The sequence below is a fragment of the Embleya australiensis genome (assembly GCF_051903075.1).
In the GTDB taxonomy this organism is placed as follows: Bacteria; Actinomycetota; Actinomycetes; order Streptomycetales; family Streptomycetaceae; genus Embleya.
This window is the reverse complement of record NZ_CP182422.1, coordinates 4,575,879-4,600,222: the sequence shown is the minus strand read 5'-3', so window position 1 is coordinate 4,600,222 and position 24,344 is coordinate 4,575,879. Positions and strand designations below refer to the sequence as shown.

The following is a 24,344-nucleotide window of genomic DNA, read 5'->3' as shown; positions in this document are numbered from 1 at the left end:
TCAAGCGGCGATCGACAGGTGACGGCGGGCGTGCTCGTAATAGGCGCCGGCCGTGCCCCACAGGTCGTCGCGACCGCGCACGGTCAGCCAGTAGCGCAGGCCGGACGTGGTGCGCACGACCAGGTCCTTGCCGTGGTACGTGGTCAGGTCCTGGCCGCGCCAGACGTACTCCCACTCCGCGGCCTCGTGGCCCCGGTAGTCGATGGCCCGCAGGAGCAGCCGCTCGTAGTCCTCGCCGTCCAGCCGCTCCCGCCCGCCGACGCTGCCGTGCTCGCGGTGCGCGACCGACTCCTCGGGGGCCATCACGATGCCCCGGTCGACGGTGACGGTGACCGAGATCAGCCGGTCCGGGTCGGTCACCGTCAGCCCGCTCTGGCTGTCCGTACAGGTCCAGCCCTCCGGCACGGGCAGCGCGAAGCCCAGGTCGGTGCGGCGCCGCCGGCGCAGTCGCGGTATCACCTTGTTGTCCACGAGCGGGCCGACCACCAGGCAGCCGCCGATCAGCGCGCCGACGATGATCGGGTTCGGGTTGATCTTCGCCGCCTCCAGCGCGCCGCCGGCGATGACCCCGAGCAACATCGCGATCGGCACCGACCGGGAGATCCGCCGGTGCGGCAACACCAGCCACACGCTCAGCGCGAGCGCGAGCAGCACGATCGTGTACATCCCGGTCCAGTTGCCGAACGCGGCCAGCCAGCGCGCGCCGGCGGCGGTGGCGATGCCGACCGAGGTCAGGATGGTCGTCCAGTGCCGGAACCACCAGCGCGGCCAGCGCCGGTAGCGGGCCCGGAACGCGCCGCCCTCGCGGGGCAGGCGCACGTTGGTGGAGGTCTCGTCCAGGCTCCCCCGGGCGCCGCCCCGGGTGCCCGCGCCCGCCCGGGCCGGCGGACGCGGCGTGCCCGGCGCCCGCGGCGTGCCGGGGCGCAGCGGGATGTGCGGATGGCCGGTCACCCGCACACCGTGCCGCCGCACCGCGCCGGGCCGGGTCCGGTCCGGCACAAAACGCTCGGAGGTCGATCCGCCGGCCGCGGTCGGCATGCGCTCGACGATCTCCAGGAGCAACTCGCGCACCTGGGCCACCGAGCCGCGCCGCGCCGGGTCCTTGACCAGCAGCGCCTTGAGCACCGGGGTCAGCGGGCCGGCCAGGAAGATCTCCGGGAAGCGGCCCGCGGCCACCGCGGCGAGGGTGGCCGCGTGCGTGTTGCGGCGATACGCCGGTCGGCCCTCGACCGCCTCGAACAGCGTCGCGCCGAGCGACCACAGGTCGGCGGGCGGCCCGGGCGGCTCGCCCGCGATCTGCTCCGGCGCCAGGTATTCGGGCGAGCCGACCATCGCGCCGGCCTGGGTGAGCGTGGCGCTGTCCTCGACCGAGGCGACGCCGAAGTCGGTGAGCACCACCCGGCCGTTGCGGGCCAAGAGCACGTTCGCGGGCTTGACGTCGCGGTGCAACACGCCGACCTCGTGCGCGGCCTCCAGCGCGGCGAGCAGGCGCAGGCCCAATTCGGCGACCTGCTCGGGCGGGATCGGCCCCTCCTTGTCCAACTCCTGGGCCAGGGAGAGCCCGCGGACCAGTTCCATCACGATCCAGGGCCGCTCGTCCTGCTCGGCGACGTCGAAGATGGTCACCACGTTCGGGTGGTCGATCCGAGCCGCCGCCCGCGCCTCGCGCAACATCCGCGCGCTCAGCGTGCCGCGCTCGTCCTCGTCCTCATAGCGGGGCAGCCGCATCTCCTTGACCGCCACGTCGCGATCCAACATGGTGTCCACCGCCCGCCACACGGTGCCCATCCCGCCCCGGCCCAGTTGATCACCCAGGCGGTATCGCCCCGCCAGCAGACGCTCGGGCGCTTCCGGGTCGGTCAAGTCTCTCGCTCCCCATGCAGCCGCGGTCCCGCCGCGCGATCGGGTGGTTGCCTTCCCATACTCCTGTCCGGCGGCGCGCGGGGTCCACCGGTTCGCGGACGAACCTCGCCGACGACACCTGACCGGCCTATCGATGGAACGTGACGACGCCCGGGAAGGTGCCCACGACACTCCGGATCAACCACCGGGATCGGATGCCGCCGGGCCTCACCCGGAGACGATGTCCTCCGCCCCGAGCCGCACCGCGTCCGCCGTGTGATCGTCCATCTGCTCCTGCGAGGACCGTTCCGCCTCGATCCGCTTGAGGAAGTAGTCCACCTCCCGCCGCAACCGCTCCTCCTCCCATCCCAGCACCCGGGCCATCAAGGCACCGCAGGCCCGGGCCGCCCGCGCGCCCCGGTCGAATGTCTCGATCGACACTCGGGTCCGGCGATCCAGCACGTCGCCCAGGTGCAGCGCGCCCTCGTGGGTGCACGCGTAGACCACCTCGGCGGCCAGATAGTCGTCCGCGCCGTCCAGCGGATACGCCAACTCCGGCTCCGCCGCGATCAGCGCGAGCGGCTCCTCGATCAGCGACCCGTACCGGTTCAACAGGTGCTCCACCCGGGCCACGTGCAGCCCGGTGCGCGCCGCCGTCGAGGCCCGCGCGTTCCACAACGCCCGATACCCCTCCGCGCCCACCAGCGGCACCGTCGCGGTGCAACTCGGCGGCACCTTGCGATCCAGGCCGTGCACCGCGGCGTCCACCGCGTCCGCGGCCATCACCCGATACGTCGTGTACTTGCCGCCCGCGACCACCACCAGGCCCGGCACCGGGTGCGCCACGGTGTGCTCGCGGGACAACTGCGAGGTGGCGTCCGACTCGCCCGCGAGCAGCGGACGCAGGCCCGCGTACACCCCCTCGACGTCCTCGCGGGTGAGCGGCACCGCGAGCACCTCGTTGACGTGGTCGAGCAGATAGTCGATGTCCGCCCGACTCGCCGCGGGATGCACCTTGTCCAGATCCCAGCGGGTGTCGGTGGTGCCGACGATCCAGTGCCGGCCCCACGGGATCACGAACAGCACGCTCTTCTCGGTGCGCAGGATCAGCCCGGTCGAGGAGTGGATCCGGTCCCTGGGCACCACCAGGTGGATGCCCTTGGAGGCGCGCACGTGGAACTGCCCGCGCTCGCCGACCATGGCCTGGGTCTCGTCCGTCCACACCCCGGTCGCGTTGACCACCTGCCCGGCCCGGACGTCGTACGTCGCGCCGGTCTCCATGTCGCGCACGTGCACCCCGACCACCCGCTCGCCCTCGCGCAGGAAGCCGGTCACCGCCGCCCGCGAGGCCACGTGCGCGCCGTAGCCGGCGGCGGTGCGCACCAGGGTCATCGTGTACCGCGCGTCGTCCACCTGCGCATCGTGGTACTGCACCGCTCCCACCAGCGCGTCCTTGCGCAACGCCGGTGCCAGGCGCAGCGCCTGACGTCGCGTCAGCTGCCGGTGCCGGGGCAGCCCCGGATCCTGCCCGGCCGACATCGCCATCGTGTCGTAGAGCGTCACCCCGGCGGTGACGTAGGGCCGCTCCCAGCCGCGGTGGCGCAGCGGATACAGGAACGGCACCGGCTTGACCAGGTGCGGCGCCAGCGTGCGCAGCAGCAGCCCGCGCTCGCGCAGCGCCTCGCGCACCAGCGCGAAGTCCAGCATCTCCAGGTAGCGCAGTCCGCCGTGGATCAGCTTGCTGGAGCGGCTGGAGGTGCCCGACGCCCAGTCGCGCGCCTCCACCAGCCCCACCGACAGACCCCGGGTGACCGCGTCCAGGGCGGTGCCCGCGCCGACCACGCCGCCGCCCACCACGACGATGTCCAGTTCGCGCTCGGCCATCCGCCGCAGCGCCCGCGCACGCTCCGCGGGCCCCATCGCCGTGGTCCGCATCCGCCACCTCCGACCTCGATCATCACGCAAGGGACCACACGGACGGCGACGACGCGCCCCTCCTGCGTGTACCCATTGCCCCGCCGCCCGGACCCCGCATGCGCCGCACGACCCGCGCGCACCCCGCGGACGAGGTGCCCGCGAGCTGCCCGCGAGCCACCCTTGAACCGCCCGGAAACGACGAACGGCCCCGAACACCGAGGGTGTTCGGGGCCGGACGGGGGTTCGGGTCAGTGCGCGGGCGAGACCGTGACCTCGACCTGCTGGAACTTCTTCAGCTCCGAGTAGCCCGTGGTGGCCATCGCCCGGCGCAGCGCGCCGAACAGGTTCATCGAACCGTCGGACACGTGCGAGGGGCCGAGCAGGATCTCCTCCAGGGTGCCCACCGCGCCCAGGTTCATCCGCCGGCCGCGCGGCAGTTCGGGGTGGTGCGCCTCCGAACCCCAGTGGTGGCCGGCGCCGGGGGCGTCGCTGGCCCGGGCCAGCGCCGAGCCGATCATCACCGCGTCCGCGCCGCACGCCACCGCCTTGGCGATGTCGCCGCTGCGGCCCACGCTGCCGTCGGCGACCACGTGCACGTAGCGCCCGCCCGACTCGTCGAGGTAGTCCCGCCGCGCCTCGGCCACGTCGGCCACCGCGGTCGCCATCGGCACCGCGACGCCGAGCACGCCGCGCGTGGTGTGCGCCGCGCCGCCGCCGAAGCCGACCAGGACGCCGGCCGCGCCGGCCCGCATCAGGTGCAGCGCGCCCTGGTAGGTCGCGCACCCGCCGACGATCACCGGCACGTCGAGGTCGTAGATGAACTGCTTGAGATTCAGCGGTTCGGCCCGACCGGACACGTGCTCCGCCGAGACGGTGGTACCGCGGATGACGAACACGTCGACGCCGGCGTCGATCACGGCCTTGTGGTACTGCGCGGTGCGCTGCGGCGACAGCGCCGCGGCGGTGACCACGCCCGAGTCGCGGATCTGCTTGATCCGCGCGCCGATCAGCTCCTCCTTGATCGGCTCGGCGTAGATCTCCTGCATCCGCCGGGTCGCCGCGTCCTCGTCGAGCGCGCCGATCTCCTCGATCAGCGGCGTCGGATCCTCGTAGCGGGTCCACAACCCTTCGAGGTTGAGCACGCCGAGGCCGCCCATCCGGCCGACCTCGATCGCGGTCTGCGGCGACACGACGCTGTCCATCGGCGCGGTCAGGAACGGCAGCTCGAACCGGTACGCGTCGATCTGCCACGCGATCGAGACCTCTTCGGGGTCCCGGGTCCGCCGGCTGGGGACGATGGCGACGTCGTCGAAGTGATAGGCACGCCGGCCACGCTTGCCCCGGCCGATTTCGACCTCAGTCACGTTGCGCCTCTCCTGCTGGAATCGGTGGCTGGGAAAATCCCCGTATCCCAGGGTACGGGGCGAGTACGCAGGCAAGAGGCCCCGCCCGGCGTACGGACGGGGCCCCTCGGTGTAGTACGGATACCACGGCGCCCGCTAGCGCGAGTGGTAGTTCGGCGCTTCCTGCGTCATGTGGATGTCGTGCGGGTGCGACTCCTTGAGCCCGGCCGAGGTGATCCGCACGAAGCGGCCCTTGTCCTGGAGCTCGGTCACGGTCGCGGCGCCGGCATAGCCCATCGACGCGCGCAGGCCGCCGATCAGCTGGTGTGCGACGGCGGACAGCGGGCCCCGGTAGGGCACCTGGCCCTCGATGCCCTCGGGGACGAGCTTGTCCTCGGAGAGCACGTCGTCCTGGAAGTAGCGGTCCTTGGAGAAGGACTTGGCCTGGCCGCGCGACTGCATCGCGCCGAGCGAGCCCATGCCCCGGTAGGACTTGAACTGCTTGCCGTTGATGAAGATCAGGTCGCCGGGGCTCTCCTCGCAACCCGCGAGCAGGCTGCCCAGCATCACCGTGTCCGCGCCCGCCGCGATCGCCTTGGCGATGTCGCCGGAGTACTGGAGGCCGCCGTCGCCGATCACCGGCACACCCGCCGCCCGCGCCGCCTGCGCCGCCTCGTAGATCGCCGTGACCTGGGGCGCGCCGACGCCGGCGATCACCCGGGTGGTGCAGATCGAGCCGGGGCCCACGCCGACCTTGACGCCGTCCACGCCCGCGTCGATCAGCGCCTGGGCGCCGTCGCGGGTGGCCACGTTGCCGCCGATGACGTCGACCTTGGTGTTCGCCTTGACCTTGGCGATCATCTCCAGCACGTTGCGCGAGTGGCCGTGCGCGCTGTCCACCACGATGAAGTCGACGCCCGCCTCGACCAGCGCCTGGGCGCGGCGGTAGCTGTCGTCGCCGGTGCCGATCGCGGCGCCGACCACGAGCCGGCCGTCGGCGTCCTTGGTCGCGTGCGGATACTGCTCGCTCTTGACGAAGTCCTTGACCGTGATCAGGCCGTGCAGCTTGCCGGCGTCGTCGATCAGCGGCAGCTTCTCCACCTTGTGCCGGCGCAGCAGTTCCATCGCCTGATCGCCGGTGGTACCGACCTTGCCGGTGACCAGCGGCATCGGGGTCATGATGTCGCGCACGCGGCGCGAGTGGTCGACCTCGAAGCGCAGGTCGCGGTTGGTGACGATGCCGAGCAGTCGGCCCTTGTCGTCGGTGACCGGAACACCGCTGATTCGGAACCGCGCGCACAGCGCGTCGACTTCCTGCAGCGTGGCGTCGGCGCCGATGGTGATCGGGTCGAGCACCATGCCGGCCTCGGACCGCTTGACCGTGTCCGCCTGCGCGGCCTGGTCCTCCACCGACAGGTTGCGGTGCAGCACACCGACACCGCCCTGGCGGGCCATGGCGATCGCCATCCGCGCCTCGGTGACGGTGTCCATCGCCGACGACAGCAGCGGGATGCGGACGCGGATGTTGCGGGTGACCCGGGCGGAGGTGTCCACCTCGCTCGGCACGACGTCGGACGCGCCCGGCAGCAGCAGGACATCGTCGTACGTCAGCCCGAGCATCGCGAACTTCTCGGGTACGCCGTCGGCCGTGAGACTCATGACACCTTCCGAAGGTATTCCGATGGACCGCTCCGCCGGCCCCGCGAGGAACGGGGTCCCCGGGTAGCCGGGTAGGACGAGAACGCGCTCTCGGCAAGCGGATGGGTGGGTTGAGGGTTCATGCTACTGGCCCCGCGCGGTGCTTCGAGCCCGCTTGCCGACGGTGAGCACAACGGCACACCCGACCCCGACCATTCCCGGCCGGAATCGGCACCGGACTCAGCACCGGTCCGGCACCACCCGACGGCGGTTCGCGGCGGTGCCGTCCACCTCGGCGAGCAGCGCGTCGAACAAGCCGACGATCCGGTCCTGGACGGGGAGCGGGCGCCGCCGGCGCAGCTGCTCCACGAGTTCGTCGTCCTGACGCAACAGACCCAGGTCGGCGGTGCCGGATCGGCCGCCGAACCGCACACCACCGCCGCTCACGCGGTCTTCTCCTCGCCCGCCAACGCCCGCAGGCGGGTCAACGCGCGATGTTGGGCGACCCGCACCGCCCCGGGCGACATGCCCATCGCCCGCCCGGTCTCCTCGGCGGACAACCCCACCGCGACCCGCAACACGAGCAGTTCGCGCAGATTGTCGGGCAACCTGCCGAGCAGGGCGCGCGCGTGCGCGGCGTCGCTGCGCCGCACCACCTGGTCCTCGGGCCCGGGGTGGTCGTCCACCGCCTCGGGCAGATCGCAGGTGGGTACCGCGCCGCGCATCGCGGCACGCTGCACGTCGACCACCTTGTGTGCGGCGATACCGAAGACGAACGCCTCGAACGGGCGCCCCTCGTCGCGATATCGCGGCAGCGCGGAGAGCACCGCCAGGCACACCTCCTGCGCGGCGTCGTCGGCCGCGTGCTCGGCGCCGGAGACCCGGCCGAGCCGGGCTCGGCAGTAGCGCAACACCAGTGGTCGGACGTAGGCGAGCAGTTCGTCGGTCGCCTGCACATCCCCCTGGACCGCGCGGACCACGACGGCACGCATGCCGTCGTCGGCGTGCGCGTGTGCTTCGTACGACTCGTCCGGCATTCGCTCGGGGGTCCCACCCATGCCATTCAGTATGCAGGGATCGGCAACCGAATCACGGCCATGCCGACCCGGGGGACTCATCCGGCCCCCCGGGCAACGGCATTCACCGCACGGACCCTCGCCCGTCGGGGGCCGTCGGCACCCGCCTCATCGCACAAGTCCCCACCGACCGTGGTCGCCCGGACGAACCCCCGGGCCCTCGCGGTCGGGGAGGTCCTCGCGGACGTTCGTCATCGCACGAGTCCCCACCGGAATCCCAGCGCGACCGCGTGCGCCCGGTCGGACGCGCCCAGCTTCTTGAACAGGCGTCGGGCGTGGGTCTTGACCGTGTCCTCGGACAGGAACAGCTCGCGCCCGATCTCGGCGTTGCTGCGCCCGTGGCTCATGCCCTCGAGCACCTGGATCTCACGTGCCGTCAGGGTCGGCGCCACGCCCATGTCGGGCGAGCGCAACCGCCGGGGCGCCAGCCGCCACGTCGGGTCGGCGAGCGCTTGGGAGACGGTCGCGCGCAGTTCCGCGCGCGACGCGTCCTTGTGCAGATATCCCCGAGCCCCGGCGGCGACCGCGAGGGCCACCCCGTCCAGGTCCTCGGCCATCGTCAGCATGATCACCCGTGCGCCGGGGTCGCCGGCCAGGAGGCGGCGCACCGCCTCGACGCCGCCGAGCCCGGGCATCCGCACGTCCATGAGGACGAGGTCGGACCGCTCCGCGCCCCAGCGCCGCAGTACCTCCTCGCCACTCGTGGCCGTCGTCACCCTCTCGACGCCGGGGACCGTGGCCACCGCCCGCCGCAGGGTCTCCCGAACCAGCGGGGAATCGTCGCAGACCAGGACGGTCGTCATCGCCGGCCTCCGCAGTGGATCCGCGTCACGTTGAGCCTCCACGCCTGTACGTACCGTTTCCTTTGCGGCGGCCCCGAGGGTCGGTGGCTCGGGATCCAGTCCCGACCGCCCTCGTCGCCAACCGCTTCACCCACCCCAACGAGCATCACTCGAAAGGGTTACGGGGGGAGTTCCGCTCCGCCGCCACCACAACGAGGCGACCGTCCCGAAGGACACGCAAGGGTGAAGCCCGGCCGCCCCACGCCACCCGGCAGCCGCCCCGCACACCCCTGTCCCCACCGCTCCCAACCCCGAACGCCCCTCCATGCACACCACACCCATTCGCACCACATCACCCCAATTAGCCCGATACACCTGCCAAGGACCCCAGCCTGGGTAATTTTTTCGGGATTCGATGCATAAGTGGGAATTAGGATTGGAACTGATCATTTCGTGACACAGTCGCACCTACTTCTGATCGCTTGATCACGACTGTTCTGCACGGTCCGCACCAGAGGTGGCATCCCTGCTCACCGATCACTCGTACGCGATAAGCAAGAGGGACGAGTCATGGCTGATTTCTCGCGACTCCCCGGCCCCAACGCCGATCTGTGGGACTGGCAGCTGTCGGCAGCCTGTCGCGGAGTCGACAGCGCACTGTTCTTCCACCCCGAAGGCGAGCGAGGCGCCGCCAGGGTCGCCCGGGAGGCTTCGGCCAAGGAAGTCTGCATGCGGTGCCCGGTCCGTCGCCAGTGCGCCACGCACGCGCTCAAGGTGCGCGAGCCGTATGGCGTATGGGGCGGGCTCACCGAGGACGAACGGGTCGAACTCGACAGCGACCGCCGGCACGGGGTCGCCGCGGAACGGGCGGCCGCGGCGAGCGGCGCGTCCGTGACGCACTGATCTTCACGACCTCCACGACCTCCACGCATCGACCCCACGGGCGCCCACGCCTCGCCTCCCGCCCCGACGGCGGCGCCCGACAACACCATCGTGAAACGTTCGGCGGCCCGCCCCCAAGCCAGGGGGCGGGCCGCCGAACGTCGACACGGGCCGGTCGCGCGACACGTGTCGGCACGGGACGCGCGGGAGGGTTCGGCCCGTTATTGGAAGGCGGACATGTCCATCTCCCACACCTTCGGCCAGTCCTTGCCCCGGAAGGAGGCGTCGGTGCCGCCGTCGCAGAAGACCACGGAGCCGACGAAGAAGCTCGACTCGCCGCCGAGCAGGAACGCCACCAGCGCGGCGATCTCCTCGGGCCGGCCGCCGCGACCGGCCGGGATGGTGTTCAGGAACATCTCCATGCCCTCGGCGGTCAGCGGGTCCGTGCGCCCCTCGGCCGTCATCGGGGTCTCGATCAGGCCCGGCGCGATCGCGTTGAGCCGGATACCGTCGGCGATGTACTCGGCGCACCGGGTGCGGGCGTACCAGGCGAGCGCCGCCTTGGTCGCGGGGTAGGCCTGCAGCGCCGCGAACTCGCCGAACGCCTCGGCGGCCGCGCTCGCCCCCGCCTCGTCCCCGGCCAGGCACGACTCGGCCACCTCGACCGGCCAGTTCGGCTGCGCCGTCGTGGAGTTCGAGCTGATCAGCACGACCGAGGGGCCATCACCGGCGGCGAGCAGCGGACGCAGCCCCTCCAGGAGCACGATCGCGCCGAAGTAGTTCACCGACACCAGCAGGCCGCCCGACCGACCGGTGGCCGCGGCCAGGCCCGCGAACGGCACGAAGCCGTCGAGCACGCCGCCGGACAGCTCGGTGACCCGCGTGATCGCCTCGGCCCGACCCTCGGCCGTGCCCAGGTCCACGGTGACGTCGGCGTCGCGCAGGTCGACGCCGATCACCCGGTGCCCGTCCGCCTCCAGCCGGGCCTTGGTCGCGGCGCCCAGGCCGGAGGCCGCGCCGGTGATCGCGTAGGTACCCATGTGTCTCCTTCGTGCTGCTCGACGGGATCGGCCGCACCCGGCGGCTGACGGTCCGTCAGTTATCGGGCTCCGGGCACTCTCGCAGATCGGGCCGGCGGCGAAAAGGCCGACGGGCCCGACCGCGGGGATGCGGTCGGGCCCGTCGGGGACGTGCGGGGTGGAACCGGCGCGCGGGCTACCCGTGCGCGGAACCGATGCGCGTGGAACTAGTGCGAGTGGCCGTGGCCGCCGTGGCTGTGCCCGGCCGGCTCTTCCTCGGCCGGCTTCTCGACGACCAGGGTCTCGGTCGTGAGCAGCAGCGACGCGATCGACGCGGCGTTCTGCAGCGCGGAGCGGGTCACCTTGACCGGGTCGATGACGCCCGAGTCGACCAGGTTGCCGTACTCGCCGGTCGCGGCGTTGAAGCCGTGCCCGACACCGAGCTCCTGCACCTTGTTGACGATCACGTAGCCCTCGAGGCCCGCGTTCTCGGCGATCCAGCGCAGCGGCTCGACCACGGCGCGACGCACGACCGAGACACCGGTCGCGATGTCGCCGGTCTGGCCCAGGTTCTCCGCGAGCACCGAGGCCGCGTGCACCAGGGCGGTGCCGCCGCCGGCGACGATGCCCTCCTCGATGGCCGCGCGGGTCGCGGAGACCGCGTCCTCGAGACGGTGCTTCTTCTCCTTGAGCTCGACCTCGGTGGCCGCGCCCACGCGGATCACGCACACGCCGCCGGCCAGCTTCGCGAGCCGCTCCTGCAGCTTCTCGCGGTCCCAGTCGGAGTCCGTGGACTCGATCTCACGCTTGATCTGCTTGACCCGGTCGGCGATCGCGGCACCGTCGCCGGCGCCGTCCACCAGGGTGGTGGCGTCCTTGGTGATGGTGATGCGACGGGCGCTGCCCAGCACCTCCAGGCCGACCTGGTCGAGCTTGAGGCCGACCTCGGGGGCGATGACCTGACCGCCGGTCAGGATCGCCATGTCCTCCAGCATCGCCTTGCGGCGGTCGCCGAAGCCCGGGGCCTTGACCGCGACCGCGTTGAAGGTGCCGCGGATCTTGTTCACGACCAGGGTGGACAGCGCCTCGCCGTCCACGTCCTCGGCCACGATCAGCAGCGGCTTCGACGCGCCGGCCTGGATGATCTTCTCCAGCAGCGGCAGCAGCTCGGCGATGGCCGAGATCTTGCCCTGGTGGATCAGGATGTACGGGTCGTCGAGGACGGCCTCCATACGCTCCTGGTCGGTGACCATGTAGGGCGACAGGTAGCCCTTGTCGAACTGAAGGCCCTCGGCGAACTCCAGCTCCAGACCCATGGTCTGGGACTCCTCGACGGTGATCACACCGTCCTTGCCGACCTTGTCCATGGCCTCGGCGATCAGCTCGCCGATCTGCTTGTCCTGGGCGGACAGCGCGGCGACGGCGGCGATGTCCTCCTTGCCGTCGATCGCGCGGGCGGTACCGAGCAGCTGCTCGGACACGGCGGCGACGGCGAGGTCGATGCCCTTCTTCAGGTCCATCGGGGCCGCGCCGGCGGCCACGTTGCGCAGACCCTCGCGCACCAGCGCCTGGGCGAGCACCGTCGCGGTGGTGGTGCCGTCACCCGCGATGTCGTTGGTCTTGGTCGCGACCTCCTTGGCGAGCTGCGCGCCAAGGTTCTCGTACGCGTCCTCGAGCTCCACCTCACGGGCGATGGTCACGCCGTCGTTGGTGATGGTCGGGGCACCGAACTTCTTGTCGATCACGACGTTGCGGCCCTTGGGGCCGAGCGTGACCTTGACGGTGTCGGCCAGCGCGTTGACGCCGCGCTCCAGCGACCGCCGGGCCTTCTCGTCGAACTGGAGGATCTTCGCCATGAGGGTCTTCGTCCTTAAAGGTTGCTTTTCGACGTCGTACAACCGACTCCGCCCCGGGTCCACCGGCCGCGAGGGCAGGGCGATCCGGGGCGGGGTCGTCGAACCGTCACCGGTTCCGGCGCGTCAGCGCGATGTCACTTCTCGATGATCGCGAGCACGTCGCGGGCCGAGAGAACGAGGTATTCCTCGCCGTTGTACTTCACCTCGGTGCCGCCGTACTTGCTGTACAGCACGGTGTCACCGACGGCGACGTCGAGCGGCAGACGCTGACCGTCCTCGAAACGACCCGGGCCCACGGCCAGGACGACGCCCTCCTGGGGCTTCTCCTTGGCGGTGTCCGGGATCACGAGACCCGACGCGGTGGTCTGCTCGGCCTCAAGCGTCTGAACCACGATGCGGTCCTCGAGCGGCTTGATGGCAACCTTGGTGTTGGCGGTCGTCACGATGCGACCTCCCCCTTCGGAGATCTCACGGAAAAATGTCTGTCGGCGAATGGGACAGATCCGTCGTCGCGGGTGCCGGACCTGCTCGTATCGCACTGGCACACTCATGGGGAGAGTGCCAGCACAGACACTAGGTGGCGGTTAGCACTCCGTCAACCAGAGTGCCAGATTCAGCGCGTCGCGAGCGTTCTTCATACCAATGGGCGCGGATCTACGGGGACCGGCTTCATGCCGATGGGCGCGGATCGATGGGGCCGGGCGCTCGGCGAGAATGGCCGGGTGCACACCGACGCCATCGAAGCCCTCACCGCGCTGCGGACCGACGAGGGCCGCTGCCTGCTCGACCTGCTGGCCGAACACGACGCCGCGGACGAGTTGTCGCTGGCCACCCGGTTGCGTCGGGAACATCCGCCGGAGTTGATCGCCGCCGCGCTCACCCAGACCCGGTTGCGGCAGCGCGGCCGGGCCAAGTTCGGGGCTGACGCGGACCGGATGTTCTTCACGTCCAACGGCCTGGAGCAGTCCACCCGGACCTCGGTGGCCGACCACCGGGCCGCCCGGCTGGCCGCGGCCGGCGTCCGCCGGGCGATCGACCTGTGCTGCGGCATCGGCGGCGACGCGCTCGCGCTGGCCCGCGCCGGGGTCGCGGTGCACGCGGTCGACCTCGATCCGGCGACCTGCGCGGTGGCCCGGGCCAACGCGGAGGCGCTGGGCCTGGCCGACCTGCTCACGGTCGAGTGCGCGGACGCGACCGAGGTGGATCCGTCCGGCTACGACGCGGCGCTGATCGACCCGGCCCGGCGCACCGCCCGCGGTCGCACCTTCGACCCCGAGTCGTACGCGCCGCCCTTCTCGTTCCTGAGCACCCTCGCCGCCCGCGTCCCCGCCGGCGCGGCCAAGGTGGCCCCCGGCATCCCGCACGAGATCGTGCCCGCCGGCATGGAGGCGGAGTGGGTCTCCGACCGCGGCGACGTCAAGGAGGCGGTGTTGTGGTGGGGCGGGCTCGCCCGGGCCGGTCTGCGTGCCACCCTGTTGCCCGGCGGCGCCGAGTTGGCCTCGGGGATGGTCCGGCAGGCGCCGGTGGGCCCGATGCGCCGCTACCTCTACGAGCCGGACGGCGCGGTGATCCGGGCCCATCTGGTGTCCGAGGTCGGCGAGTTGGTGGACGGCAACCTGGTGGACGAGACGATCGCCTACCTGACCTCGGACCGGCTGGTGCACACCGCGTTCGCGAGCGTGTACGAGATCACCGACGTGTTGCCGTTCAACCTCAAGCGGCTCAAGGCCCTGCTGCGCGAGCGCGGCGTCGGCACTCTGACGGTCAAGAAGCGCGGCTCTGCGGTCGAGCCGGAGGAGGTCCGCCGCCGGGTCCGCCCCACCGGTCCGAACGCGGCCACGGTGCTGTTGACCCGGGTGGCGGGCGCGCCCACGATGCTGATCGGTCACCCGGTGCCCTGCGGTGGGTGACCCGGGCCGGGGCGGTCCTCAGCCGATGTAGTCCTCCAGGCGCGCGATCGTGAAGCCCTGGGCCTGGATCTTGCGCAGCATGTTGCCGAACATCTCGGTCATCGTGGTGCCCTTGAGCTCACTCGGGCCGCGGAAGTGGGCCAGGATGATGTCGCCCGGGTGCAGCTTCTTCTCCCCCGCGTACTGCATGTCGTTGATCTGCATCGACTCCTGCCACTTCACGATCGCGCCGATTCCGCCGCAACCGCCCGCCACCGTCTGCGTGGTCGCGTTCCAGTTGCCGTAGGGCGGGCGGAACAACGTCGGGCGTTTGCCGTACAGCTCGCCGAGCCGGTCCTGTTGGCCGCAGATCTGGTGCTTCTGCGCGTCGGCGCCCAGGGTCTTCAGGTCGGGGTGGGAGAGCGTGTGGTTCTGCACGGTGGCGCCGAGGTCCTGGAGCTTGCGGAAGTATTCCGGGTCCTGGCGCACGTAGGTGTCGTTGAGGAACATCGCCACCGGGATGCGCAGGTCCCGCATCATGTCCAGGAACTTGGGATCCTTCTCCGCGCCGTCGTCGATCGTGATGAACACGATCTTCTCCTGTGTGGGGATCTTCTCCACCACCGGCGGCTTGGGCCCGCCTCCCTTGATCGGCTTGTCCGCGGGCGGGGCCGGCGGCGCGGCGAACGGCTTCAGGTTCCACTTCGCGGCGAGCGTGGCGGGGTCGGCGCCGGGGGTGTCCGGCTTGGCCGCGGGCGCCGGTTTGGCGGCCGCGGTCGAGGTACCGCCGGAGGGTACCTCGGTCGCCTTCACCGACGACGTGTCGTCGGATCCGCCGCCACAGCCGGTCAGCGCGAGCAGCAGTACGCCGGCCAGGCCGACGCCGACCGAGGCGAATACGCCTCGCCGCTTTTGTACCGTTCCATGCGCCACTGTCGCCGGCCCTTCCGTCGCCTGGACCGTTCGCCCGATCCACCCGCGCCCACGCTACGCGGCGCGGCGGCCTGTCACGGTCCGGACAAGCCCTGTTCAAGGGACTGTCGAAGGACTGTTGAGCAGCCGATGAGCTGGGCACACTCCCGGCAAGGCCAATGGCACGTGCGGCGGCACGCAGCCATCAGCCAAGGCACTCGACCCACGTCCGGCTTGCGAATGGCCTCCTCGTCGGACGCGGGTCGAGTGTTGCGCCGACTCGGGCGGGGCGAGGGCGGCGCCGAGGCTTCAGGGGCCGACGCTGAGCCGTTCGAAGTTCCAGGTGTGCGGCGGCCGGGCGACCAGGGCGGCCGGTGGCTCGGGCAGCGCCACCGGCGGGCCGGTCCACAGCGCGATCACCACCACGCGGTCCCCGTCGGGTGCGTCCGGGGCGGCGAACACCTCGATCCGCTCCAGGCCGGGCGCGCCGGCCACGACGGGCAGCGCCACCTCGTGCACCCATGCGGCCAGCGCCGCACCGTCGCCGGACTCGGTCCTGGCCTCCCACATCGCCGCGATCGCCATGGTCAGGACACCGCCTGCGAGATCGTGACCGGCATCGACGAGTCGGCCGGGATGGACAGTGTGGAGGGGGCCCGGTCGCGGGCGACCATCTCGGCGCCAAGCGCGGCGACCATCGCGCCGTTGTCGGTGCACAGGCCCGGCCGCGGCACGCGCAGCACGATCCCGGCCGCGTCGCAGCGCTCCTGCGCCAGCGCCCGCAGGCGGGTGTTGGCGGACACGCCGCCGCCCATCATCAGGTGCTCGACGCCGTTCTCCTTGCAGGCCCGGATCGCCTTGCGGGTCAGCACGTCGACCACCGCCTCCTGGAAGGACGCCGCCACGTCCGCCACCGGCACGCTCTCCCCGGCCCGCTGCCGGGCCTCGACCCAGCGCGCGACCGAGGTCTTGAGGCCGGAGAAGGAGAAGTCGAACGGCGCGTCGCGCGGACCGGTCAGCCCGCGCGGGAAGGCGATCGCGGCGCGGTCGCCCTCGCGCGCCCACCGGTCGATCACCGGGCCGCCCGGGAAGCCGAGTCCGAGCACGCGCGCGACCTTGTCGAACGCCTCGCCCGCCGCGTCGTCGATGGTCGACCCCAGCGGGCGCACGTCGGAGGTGATGTCGGGCACGAGCAGCAGCGAGGAGTGCCCACCGGAGACCAGCAACGCCATGCACGGTTCGGGCAGCTTGCCGTGCTCCAGCTGGTCCACGCACACGTGCGAGGCCAGGTGGTTGACGCCGTACAGCGGCTTGTCGAGGGCGACCGAGTAGCCCTTGGCCGCGGCGACGCCCACCAGCAGCGCGCCCGCCAGGCCGGGACCCGAGGTGACCGCGATCGCATCGATGTCGCCCATCGTGACACCCGCGTCGGCGAGCGCGCGGCGCACCGTCGGCACCATCGCCTCCAGGTGCGCGCGGCTGGCGACCTCGGGCACCACACCGCCGAACCGGGCGTGTTCGTCGACACTGGAGGCGACCGCGTCGGCGAGCAGCGTGGTGCCGCGCACGATGCCGATGCCGGTCTCGTCGCACGAGGTCTCGATGCCCAGGACGAGTGGTTCGTCAGCCACCGGTGGCCGTTCCTTCCCGACGTTCCTTCAGATCGCAGCGCATCACCAACGCGTCCACGTTGGCGGGCTGGTAGTAGCCCCGGCGCACGCCGATCCCCTTGAAGCCGAAGCGCTCGTACAGCGCCTGCGCGCGGGCGTTGTCCACCCGCACCTCGAGCAGTACGTCCCGGCAGCCGCGCGCCACCGCCAGGTCGAGCAGTTCGGTCAACAGCAGCGCGCCCAGGCCCGTGCCCCACCGATCGCGGCGCACCCCGATGGTCTGCACGTCGCCCTCGTCGCCGATCACCGCGAGCCCGGCGTATCCCGCCAGGGTGCCCGTCTCGTCCTCGGCGACCACGTAGTGCCGCATCTCCGGTTCCGACAACTCGGACCAGAACATCCCCGCCGACCACGCGTCCTCGGCGAACAACTCGTGCTCGAGTCGCATCACGGCCTCGATGTCCCACCACCGCATCCGCCGCAGGCGAGACCCGAATTCCATGCCGGAAGTCTAGGCCCTGCCCGGCGTGGCCCGGCCGGGCTACGCCCCGGGCGGGGGCCCCGCGGGGGTGACGGCCTTGTAGCCGGCGGGGACCTGGGCGTCGGGGCGGCGCAGGTAGAGGGGCTCCGGCGGGAGCAGGGCGAGGCCGGCGGTCAGGCGTTCGACGGCGAACGCCGCGAGCGCGGCGGCGTCCGGGTGTTCGGGGCCGCGCACGTCCGCGAACGCGTCCGGGTACAGCGCGGCGCCCGCGCCGACGGCGGGCAGCGCGGTGACGGTCGCGGCCAGGTCGCCGGCGCGGTCCACCGACGGTCCCTCGACGCGCGTGTGGGCGTCGTCGTAGCGCGCCCAGTAGACCTCCTTGCGGCGCGCGTCGGTCGCGGCCGTGAACGGCCCGGCGACCGTGGCGTCGCGGCCGGCCGCGTACGCGAGCGCGTCCAGGGTGCATACGCCGTGCACGGGGATGCCGAGCGCGTCGCCCAACGCGAGCGCGGTCACGATGCCCACCCGCAGGCCGGTGTACGGCCCGGGGCCGACGCCGACCGCGATGTCGGTGAGTTCGGCGCGGGTGCGTCCCGCCGCCCGGAGCACGTCGACGATGCCGGGCGCGAGCAACTCGCCCTGCCGGCGCGCGTCGATCCGGGTGGAACCGGCGAGCACGCGGGAATCGTCGTGGAGGGCGACCGTGACGGCCGGGGTGGCGGTGTCGAAGGCGAGCAGCAGCACGGCACCAGGCTACCGACCGCGGAGCGCGGGCCCGCCCACCGGCGCCTCCCGGGACGCGTTCGCGGGGAAAAGCCGACCCGGCTCCGACGCGGGGACACCGGCTGCCGGCACCATGGAGGCCGACACACGGCGGAAGAGGGACCCAAGGCAATGGCGAAGCGGCTCAACCCGGGCGTGGCCGTCGCGGGCATCACCATCGCCGCGCTGGTCGGCGTCGGCTTCCTCGCGGTCCAGGCCGCGAACTCCGCACCGGACAATCGGGGGATAGCGCGTACGAGCACGCCGACCCCGTCCGGCGCCTCCGGCGCGCCCGTGGCGCCGGCCTACGTCCCACCGCCCGTGCCGGCCAACTCCGGCACCGGCAAGCGGGTCGTGTACTCGCTCAAGGACAACCACGTCTGGCTGGTCGACGAGGCCGAGCGCATGTTGCGCGACTACCGGGTGGCCGCCGCGCCGGTCAAGCCGCAGCCGGGCACGTTCCAGGTGACGCTGAAGAAGGAGGAGGCGCAGACCGGCAGCGACGGCCTGCGGATCACCTACTCGGTGCGCTTCGGCGCGGTCCAGGGCGTGCCGCTCGGCTTCGCGGCCACGGACACCCCGCTGGACCAGATCGACAGCGGCGGCAAAACCGGCCCCTCCCCCACCGGCACCGCCCGCCCGCGCACCTCGGCACCGCCCGCCAAGCAGAGCGCGGGCATCCGCTCGACGCCGGACGACGGCGTCGCGCTGTGGAACTTCGCCCCGGTCGGCACACCCGTCATCGTGGTGCCCTGAGCCCCGGTCGCGACGCGCCGAGCCCCGGTCGCGACGCGCCGAGCGCCGCCGCGAGGCCCTGAGCCGATCGGGTCCGCCACGCCACGCCCACCATTGTCCGATTCGGCGGCCTTTCTTCAGCTTTGCCCACATATCATCGGGATGATGATCCCTCTGGCCCCACCGGCCCCACCGGGCACACGCGGGCGACCGGCAGGGCCCGTCAGGGCAATGGCACCGAGGAACAGGTGGGCGGCGTGGCGCACGACTCCTCCGGTCCGAGCGGTCCCGGCGACGTCCAGGGGCCGACTCCCCGGCGCAGGCTGTTCGACTATCCCCGGAGCAATCGCCGGGGTCCGCGCCGTTGGCTGCCCTCGTTCAAGCACCTGCTCACCCTGCTGCTCCTGGCCCTGTCCGGCCTGTTCGCCGCCGTGGGCCTGGTCTACGCGATCACCCCGGTTCCCGAGACGGTCAACGCGCAGGCCCGGCAGGAGAGCAACGTCTGGAACTGGAGCGACGGCACCGAGATCACCCGCACCGGCGCCACCAACCGGCAGGCGGTGCCGCTGGCCGCGATCCCGATCGACGTGCAACACGCGGTGCTCGCCGCCGAGGACCGCTCCTTCTACTCGAACTCCGGCGTCTCGATCACCGGCACCGTCCGCGCCCTGCTGAGCAATCTCGCGGGCGGCGGAGGCGGCCTCCAGGGCGGCTCGACGATCACCCAGCAGTACGTCAAGAACGTCTACCTCACCCAGGAACAGACGCTGGGCCGCAAGTTCAAGGAAGCGATCATCGCGGTCAAGCTCGACCGCACCGTACCCAAGGACGACATCCTCACCGGCTACCTCAACAGCGTGTACTTCGGGCGCGGCGCCTACGGCGTCGAGGCCGCCGCACAGGCGTACTACGGCATCGACGTCGGGCAGCTCACCGTCGAACAGGGCGCCTACCTCGCGGTGTTGCTCAACGCGCCGAGCGCCAACGACGTGCGCAACGCGGGCGAGGCGGGCCGGCGGCGGATCCTCGCCCGGTGGAACTACGTGCTCGACGGCATGGTCAAGGAGAAGTGGCTGACCCCCGAGCGGCGCGCCGGCATGGTGTTCCCGGAGCCGGTCGATCCGCGCCCGGCGGCCAACCTGGCCGGGGTCAACGGCTATCTGGTCGAGATGGCCAAGCGCTACCTGCTCGACCACAAGGTGGTCGACGAGGACCGGCTCGACGCGGGCGGCTACGCGATCACCACCACGTTCGACAAGCGCAAGACCGAGACGCTGTACAAGACCGTGCAGGACCAACTCGCCCAGTCGCTCGACCCCACGGACCGCTCCGTCGACGTCGGGGTGCGGGTGGCCGCCGCGTCCGTGGAGCCCGGCACCGGGCGCATCGTCGCGGTCTACGGCGGGCCGAACTACGTCAAACAGTTCGTCAACGACGCCACCCGCCGCGACGTGCAGGTCGGCTCCACGTTCAAGCCGTTCGTACTCGCCGCCGGGTTGCGCGACGGCGCCCAGGACCCGGACGGCAAACGGGTCCGGATCACCCCGACCACGGTCTACAACGGCAACGACAACGTGGTGATCCACTACCCGAACGGCAAGCCGGTGATCCAGGACGGGGTGCCGTGGCAGCCCGGCAACGAGGACGGGGTGAGCTACGGGCAGATCACCCTGGCCCGAGCGATGGACCGGTCGGTCAACACCGCCTACACCCAACTCGGCATGGACGTGGGCACCGATCGGGTGGTGCGGGCCGCGGTGGACGCGGGACTGCCCGCGACCACGCCGGGGCTGCGCCCCGTACCGTCCGTCTCGCTGGGCACCTCCACGCCCAGCGCCCTGGACATGGCCGCGGCCTACGCCACCTTCGCCGCCGAGGGCAAGCAGCGCGACGCGTACCCGGTGGACAAGCTCAGCCGCGGCGGCGACACGATCGACCTGCCGGACCACGACGCCAAGGACGCCTACGACAGCCGGCAGGCGGACGCGGTCACCCGGGTATTGCGCGGTGTCGTGGACGGCGGCACCGGATTTCGCGCGCAGGCGCTGAACCGCCCGGCGGCGGGCAAGACCGGCACCACCGACGACAACCGTTCGGCCTGGTTCGTCGGGTACACCCCGGACCTGGCCACCTCGATGGGCATGTTCCGCGAGGACGCCGACACGCACGCGTTCCTGTCCCTGTCCGGCGTCGCCGGGCTGGACCGGGTGGACGGCGGCAACCTGCCGACCCGCATGTGGACGACCTACATGCGCGCCGCGCTCGCCGGCGCCGGCGTCGCGGACTTCCCGGAGGACACCGAGGGTGGTCTCGGCGGTCCCGACACCGGTCTGGTGCCGCCGGGCACCGGTACGCCGCCGCCCGGCACGGCGCCCCCGACGACGGCGCCCGCGAGCAGCGCGCCGCCGAACACCACCCCGCCGACCACGACGGCGCCGACGGGCACCTCCTCGCCGGGTACGTCCACCGGCGGCGGAGCGAGCACCCGCCCGCCGAGCCGGTCCCCGGGCCCGCCCGAAACGCCCGCCTCCCAGGCCCCGGCAACGGGCACCTGACCGAGGCCCGGTCCGGCGGATCCCGACGGGGCCGCCGGACCGGCCCGGGGCGTCAGCCCGCCAACCCGTCCAGGTCGGCGCCGGCCCAGCGGGCCCCGATCCCGGTCACCCGGATCGTGCGCACCTCGTCCCCGGCGAAGTCGCCCGCACTCGCGGCGAGCGGGTCCGCCTCGGCGTGGTCGCGGTCGATGGCCACCTCCAGGCGGTCCTCGGTCAGGTCCTCGACCATGCCCTCGCCCCACTCCACGACGGTCACCGACTCGTCGAGCGAGGCGTCGAGGTCGAGGCCGTCGATCTCCGCGGTGACGTCGGCGGAGCCGCCGAGTCGATAGGCGTCGACGTGCACCAGGGCCGGGCCGCCGACCTCGGACGGATGTACGCGGGCGATCACGAACGTCGGCGAGGTCACCGCGCCGCGCACGCCCAGGCCCACCCCGATGCCCTGGGTCAGCGTCGTCTTGCCCGCGCCCAGACCGCCGGACAACACGAGCAGGTCGCCCGCCCGCAACACCTTCGCCAACCGGGCGCCCAGCGCGCGCGTGTCCGCACCGCCGGCGACCGTCACGGTCATACTTCGCACCACTTCAGCACTCCCACCACGCCGGTCCCGTCGGCCCGAACCGCCTCGGACCCCACCGTCGTCCCGAATCCGCCCGCGGTCTCGGGACCCCTGCACGGGATCACTGTCCGTCAGGATCCCGACCCGCGTCGAATCCGACCTGTGCGGAGGATTCGCCGCGCCCGTGCCCGCCGGATTTCCCGCCGGATTTCCCGCCGCGCCGACCGGGCGCGCCCACGGCGCGCGCGAGCAGCCCGCGCAGCGCCGCGTTCACCACCTCCGGATGCTCCAGCGGGGTCAGGTGTCCGGAGTCCGGCACGATCAGCAACTCGGCGCCGGGCAGCGCCTCCTTGATCGCCTCGCTGTGCGAGGCGGGCGCGATCAGGTCGCCCTCCCCGGCCACCACCAGCGTCTCCACCGTCTCCAGCGCCGGCAGCGCGGCCAGCTTGTCGTGCGTCTCGAAGGCGGGGAAGAACTCGGCGATCACGTCGATCGGCGTGCCCGAGATCATCCGGTCGGTGAACCGCACCAGGGTGGGGTCCACCTCCGAGTCGAAGGCGTATCGCTCGGTGAACAGGTACACCAGGTCGCGGGCCGCGCGCCGACCCGCCTCCACCAGCGCGGCGCGCCGGCCGAGGGTACGCAGCAGCCCCGGCGCTATCCGGTGCACCAACCGGGCCCCGGCCGCCGGGATGCCCAGCGTCACCGTCGCCCAGCGGCCCGCCGACGTGTTCATCAGCGCGACGCCGATCACCCGTTCCCCGAACAGCTCGGGGTGCTGGTCGGCGAGCGCCATGATGGTCATCCCGCCCATCGAGTGGCCGAGCAGCACCAGCGGTCCCTCGGGCGCGAGTTCGCCGAGCACGGTGTACAGGTCCGCGCCGAGGTGGTCGATCGTCGAGGTCTCCGGCGCGCCGCGACCGGAGCGGCCGTGGCTGCGCTGGTCGTAGAGCACCAGCCGGTATTCCTCGCGCAACGCGGCCCGCTGGTAGTGCCAGCAGTCCATGTCGAGGCAGTAGCCGTGGCACAACACCACGGTCACCGGGGCGTCCCGGTTACCGTCCACCTCGGCGTACAACTCGACGCCGTCCTCGGCGGTGATCAGCTGCGGCTCGCCGCGCAGCGTGCCGAACTCGGCGAGCGCGTCCAGTTGGGCCTCGGTACGGCGGCGGAAGGCGCGGCCGACCGTCATGCGCTCGATCGCCACGCCCGCGGCGGCGCCGGCCGCGAGCACGCCGACCGCGGCGCCGACGATGCCGGCCCGGCGGCCGAGCGCGCGGCCGGCGCCGGAGGAGGCGGGCACGGGAGTGGTCACGACGCGCCCGTCCCGGTGTGGACCCTGGGCACGCGGGCGCCGATGCGGGTGACGATCTCGTAGGAGATGGTGCCGATCGCCGCCGCCCAGTCCTCGGCGGTGGGCTCGCCCCGGTCGCCGGGGCCGAACAGGATCGCCTCGTCGCCCGCGCTCGCCTCGTCGTCGCCGAGGTCGACCACGAACTGGTCCATCGCGACGCGGCCCGCGATCGTGCGCCGCCGTCCCGCCACCAGGACCGGGCCGACGTTGCTCGCGTGGCGGGGGATGCCGTCGGCGTAACCGGTGGGGATCAGCGCGAGGTTGGTGTCCGTCGGCGCGATCCAGGCGTGCCCGTACGAGACGCCGTGGCCGGCCGGCACCCGCTTGACCCCGGCCAGGTTCGCCGCCAGCGTCATCGCGGGGCGCAGGCCGAAGTCGGCCGGGCCGCCGACTTCGGGCACGGGCGAGAGGCCGTAGCCGGCCAGGCCGACCCGGACCAGGTCGAAGTGGCTGTCGGGCAAAAGCAGTGTGGCCGGCGAGTTGGCCATGTGCCGCACCTCGGGGGTGACCCCGCGGCCCTCGGCGTGGGCGAGCATCGCCACGAACTCGCCCAGCTGGGCCGGTACGGACGGATGCCCGGGTTCGTCGGCGCAGGCGAAGTGCGACCACAGGCCGACCACCTCGACCGTGCCGTCGGCCTGGGCCTTGAGCGCGGCGTCGACCAGGGCCGGCCAGTCGGCGGGTGTGCAGCCGTTGCGCCCCAGGCCGGTGTCCGCCTTCAGGTGCACGCGCGCCGGTCGCTCGGCCGCCCGGGCGGCCGCCACCACCTCGCGCAGCGCCCACGACCCGCTCACCGAGATGTCCACGTCGGCGCGCACCGCGTCCTCGAAGGCGTCCCCGGGGGCCCACAACCAGGCGAGCACCCGGCCGGTGTCGCCCGCCGCGCGCAGCGCCAGCGCCTCCTCGACCACGGCGGTGCCCAGCCAGGTGGCGCCGCCCGCGCGGGCGGCCCGCGCGGAGGGGATCATGCCGTGTCCGTAGGCGTTCGACTTGACCACGCTCATCACCGCCGCCGACCCCACTCGGGCTCGAATGGCCGCGATGTTGTCCCGAATCGCATCCAGATCGATCCGCGCTTCGGCACGCATGGGGCAGGTGGTCCTTCCGACGACGATCATCGAACGCGAGTCCG

The 24,344-nt window shown here is 72.4% G+C and carries 22 protein-coding genes; 4 read left to right on the top strand and 18 right to left on the bottom strand.

Going from position 1 to position 24,344, the window contains the following annotated elements:
- The 7 genes from ACMXN5_RS20040 to ACMXN5_RS20010 all read right to left on the bottom strand — a co-directional run bounded on the left by ACMXN5_RS20040 (nucleotide 1) and on the right by ACMXN5_RS20010 (nucleotide 8,619).
- On the bottom strand, nucleotides 1-1,863 hold the full coding sequence (locus ACMXN5_RS20040; RefSeq protein WP_439676392.1) for a serine/threonine-protein kinase: 1,863 nt from the start codon (nucleotides 1,861-1,863) through the stop codon (nucleotides 1-3).
- A gap of 207 nt (nucleotides 1,864-2,070) precedes the next feature.
- Nucleotides 2,071-3,777 carry a glycerol-3-phosphate dehydrogenase/oxidase gene (locus ACMXN5_RS20035; RefSeq protein ID WP_439676390.1) on the bottom strand — a complete coding sequence of 569 codons (1,707 nt, stop codon included), beginning with the start codon at nucleotides 3,775-3,777 and terminating at the stop codon, nucleotides 2,071-2,073.
- Between the two features lie 230 nt (nucleotides 3,778-4,007).
- On the bottom strand, nucleotides 4,008-5,123 hold the full coding sequence (locus ACMXN5_RS20030) for a GuaB3 family IMP dehydrogenase-related protein (RefSeq protein ID WP_078975688.1): 1,116 nt from the start codon (nucleotides 5,121-5,123) through the stop codon (nucleotides 4,008-4,010).
- Between the two features lie 135 nt (nucleotides 5,124-5,258).
- Nucleotides 5,259-6,761: an IMP dehydrogenase gene (gene guaB, locus ACMXN5_RS20025; RefSeq protein WP_439676388.1), complete on the bottom strand. Its 1,503-nt coding sequence runs from the start codon at nucleotides 6,759-6,761 to the stop codon at nucleotides 5,259-5,261.
- A gap of 219 nt (nucleotides 6,762-6,980) precedes the next feature.
- A complete protein-coding gene (locus tag ACMXN5_RS20020; protein ID WP_078975690.1) occupies nucleotides 6,981-7,187 on the bottom strand; it encodes a hypothetical protein in 207 nt (68 codons plus the stop codon).
- Nucleotides 7,184-7,777 (bottom strand): RNA polymerase sigma factor ShbA, encoded by a 594-nt coding sequence (gene shbA / locus ACMXN5_RS20015; protein WP_078979276.1) that lies wholly within the window; start codon nucleotides 7,775-7,777, stop codon nucleotides 7,184-7,186. The genes ACMXN5_RS20020 and shbA overlap by 4 nt, the downstream gene beginning before the upstream one ends.
- 230 nt (nucleotides 7,778-8,007) lie before the next feature.
- The gene (locus ACMXN5_RS20010) at nucleotides 8,008-8,619 is read right to left on the bottom strand and encodes a response regulator transcription factor (RefSeq protein ID WP_020549179.1); all 612 of its coding nucleotides are present in this window, start codon (nucleotides 8,617-8,619) and stop codon (nucleotides 8,008-8,010) included.
- 549 nt (nucleotides 8,620-9,168) lie between these two features.
- Between ACMXN5_RS20010 and ACMXN5_RS20005 the strand changes: the two genes are divergently transcribed.
- A complete protein-coding gene (locus ACMXN5_RS20005) occupies nucleotides 9,169-9,501 on the top strand; it encodes a WhiB family transcriptional regulator (RefSeq protein ID WP_078975691.1) in 333 nt (110 codons plus the stop codon).
- 200 nt (nucleotides 9,502-9,701) lie between these two features.
- On the opposite strand, the gene ACMXN5_RS20000 is transcribed toward ACMXN5_RS20005, so the two are convergent.
- The 3 genes from ACMXN5_RS20000 to groES all read right to left on the bottom strand — a co-directional run bounded on the left by ACMXN5_RS20000 (nucleotide 9,702) and on the right by groES (nucleotide 12,798).
- A complete protein-coding gene (locus tag ACMXN5_RS20000; protein ID WP_439676386.1) occupies nucleotides 9,702-10,520 on the bottom strand; it encodes an SDR family oxidoreductase in 819 nt (272 codons plus the stop codon).
- Between the two features lie 206 nt (nucleotides 10,521-10,726).
- Nucleotides 10,727-12,355 (bottom strand): chaperonin GroEL, encoded by a 1,629-nt coding sequence (gene groL / locus ACMXN5_RS19995; RefSeq protein WP_439678039.1) that lies wholly within the window; start codon nucleotides 12,353-12,355, stop codon nucleotides 10,727-10,729.
- A 134-nt stretch (nucleotides 12,356-12,489) separates the two neighbouring features.
- Complete coding sequence (gene groES / locus ACMXN5_RS19990) at nucleotides 12,490-12,798, bottom strand: co-chaperone GroES (RefSeq protein WP_078975694.1); 309 nt, start codon at nucleotides 12,796-12,798, stop codon at nucleotides 12,490-12,492.
- A gap of 234 nt (nucleotides 12,799-13,032) precedes the next feature.
- On the opposite strand from groES, the gene ACMXN5_RS19985 reads away from it, so the two are divergent.
- The gene (locus tag ACMXN5_RS19985; protein WP_439678038.1) at nucleotides 13,033-14,265 is read left to right on the top strand and encodes a class I SAM-dependent methyltransferase; all 1,233 of its coding nucleotides are present in this window, start codon (nucleotides 13,033-13,035) and stop codon (nucleotides 14,263-14,265) included.
- Nucleotides 14,266-14,283: 18 nt separating this feature from the next.
- Here the strand turns inward: ACMXN5_RS19985 and ACMXN5_RS19980 are convergent, their stop codons facing one another.
- The 5 genes from ACMXN5_RS19980 to tsaB all read right to left on the bottom strand — a co-directional run bounded on the left by ACMXN5_RS19980 (nucleotide 14,284) and on the right by tsaB (nucleotide 17,991).
- Nucleotides 14,284-15,177, bottom strand: a complete 894-nt coding sequence (locus ACMXN5_RS19980) for a polysaccharide deacetylase family protein (protein ID WP_439676384.1) — start codon at nucleotides 15,175-15,177, stop codon at nucleotides 14,284-14,286.
- Nucleotides 15,178-15,465: 288 nt separating this feature from the next.
- Nucleotides 15,466-15,741 carry a hypothetical protein gene (locus tag ACMXN5_RS19975; RefSeq protein ID WP_380005366.1) on the bottom strand — a complete coding sequence of 92 codons (276 nt, stop codon included), beginning with the start codon at nucleotides 15,739-15,741 and terminating at the stop codon, nucleotides 15,466-15,468.
- A gap of 2 nt (nucleotides 15,742-15,743) precedes the next feature.
- Nucleotides 15,744-16,787: a tRNA (adenosine(37)-N6)-threonylcarbamoyltransferase complex transferase subunit TsaD gene (tsaD, locus tag ACMXN5_RS19970; RefSeq protein WP_395787328.1), complete on the bottom strand. Its 1,044-nt coding sequence runs from the start codon at nucleotides 16,785-16,787 to the stop codon at nucleotides 15,744-15,746.
- Entirely contained in the window at nucleotides 16,780-17,268 is a 489-nt protein-coding gene (gene rimI, locus ACMXN5_RS19965) for a ribosomal protein S18-alanine N-acetyltransferase (RefSeq protein ID WP_439676382.1), read from the bottom strand. Before rimI ends, tsaD begins: the two co-directional genes overlap by 8 nt.
- A gap of 39 nt (nucleotides 17,269-17,307) precedes the next feature.
- On the bottom strand, nucleotides 17,308-17,991 hold the full coding sequence (tsaB, locus tag ACMXN5_RS19960; RefSeq protein ID WP_439676380.1) for a tRNA (adenosine(37)-N6)-threonylcarbamoyltransferase complex dimerization subunit type 1 TsaB: 684 nt from the start codon (nucleotides 17,989-17,991) through the stop codon (nucleotides 17,308-17,310).
- A 150-nt stretch (nucleotides 17,992-18,141) separates the two neighbouring features.
- Between tsaB and ACMXN5_RS19955 the strand changes: the two genes are divergently transcribed.
- Both ACMXN5_RS19955 and ACMXN5_RS19950 read left to right on the top strand, forming a co-directional pair.
- Complete coding sequence (locus ACMXN5_RS19955; RefSeq protein WP_439676379.1) at nucleotides 18,142-18,765, top strand: L,D-transpeptidase family protein; 624 nt, start codon at nucleotides 18,142-18,144, stop codon at nucleotides 18,763-18,765.
- A gap of 236 nt (nucleotides 18,766-19,001) precedes the next feature.
- Nucleotides 19,002-21,299 carry a transglycosylase domain-containing protein gene (locus ACMXN5_RS19950; protein ID WP_439676377.1) on the top strand — a complete coding sequence of 766 codons (2,298 nt, stop codon included), beginning with the start codon at nucleotides 19,002-19,004 and terminating at the stop codon, nucleotides 21,297-21,299.
- 52 nt (nucleotides 21,300-21,351) lie between these two features.
- On the opposite strand, the gene tsaE is transcribed toward ACMXN5_RS19950, so the two are convergent.
- From tsaE to alr, 3 genes are all read right to left on the bottom strand, one after another.
- Entirely contained in the window at nucleotides 21,352-21,870 is a 519-nt protein-coding gene (tsaE, locus tag ACMXN5_RS19945; protein WP_395787318.1) for a tRNA (adenosine(37)-N6)-threonylcarbamoyltransferase complex ATPase subunit type 1 TsaE, read from the bottom strand.
- A gap of 109 nt (nucleotides 21,871-21,979) precedes the next feature.
- Nucleotides 21,980-23,173, bottom strand: a complete 1,194-nt coding sequence (locus ACMXN5_RS19940; protein WP_439676374.1) for an alpha/beta fold hydrolase — start codon at nucleotides 23,171-23,173, stop codon at nucleotides 21,980-21,982.
- Nucleotides 23,170-24,300, bottom strand: a complete 1,131-nt coding sequence (gene alr / locus ACMXN5_RS19935) for an alanine racemase (RefSeq protein ID WP_439676373.1) — start codon at nucleotides 24,298-24,300, stop codon at nucleotides 23,170-23,172. The genes ACMXN5_RS19940 and alr overlap by 4 nt, the downstream gene beginning before the upstream one ends.
- Between the last annotated feature and the right edge of the window lie 44 nt (nucleotides 24,301-24,344).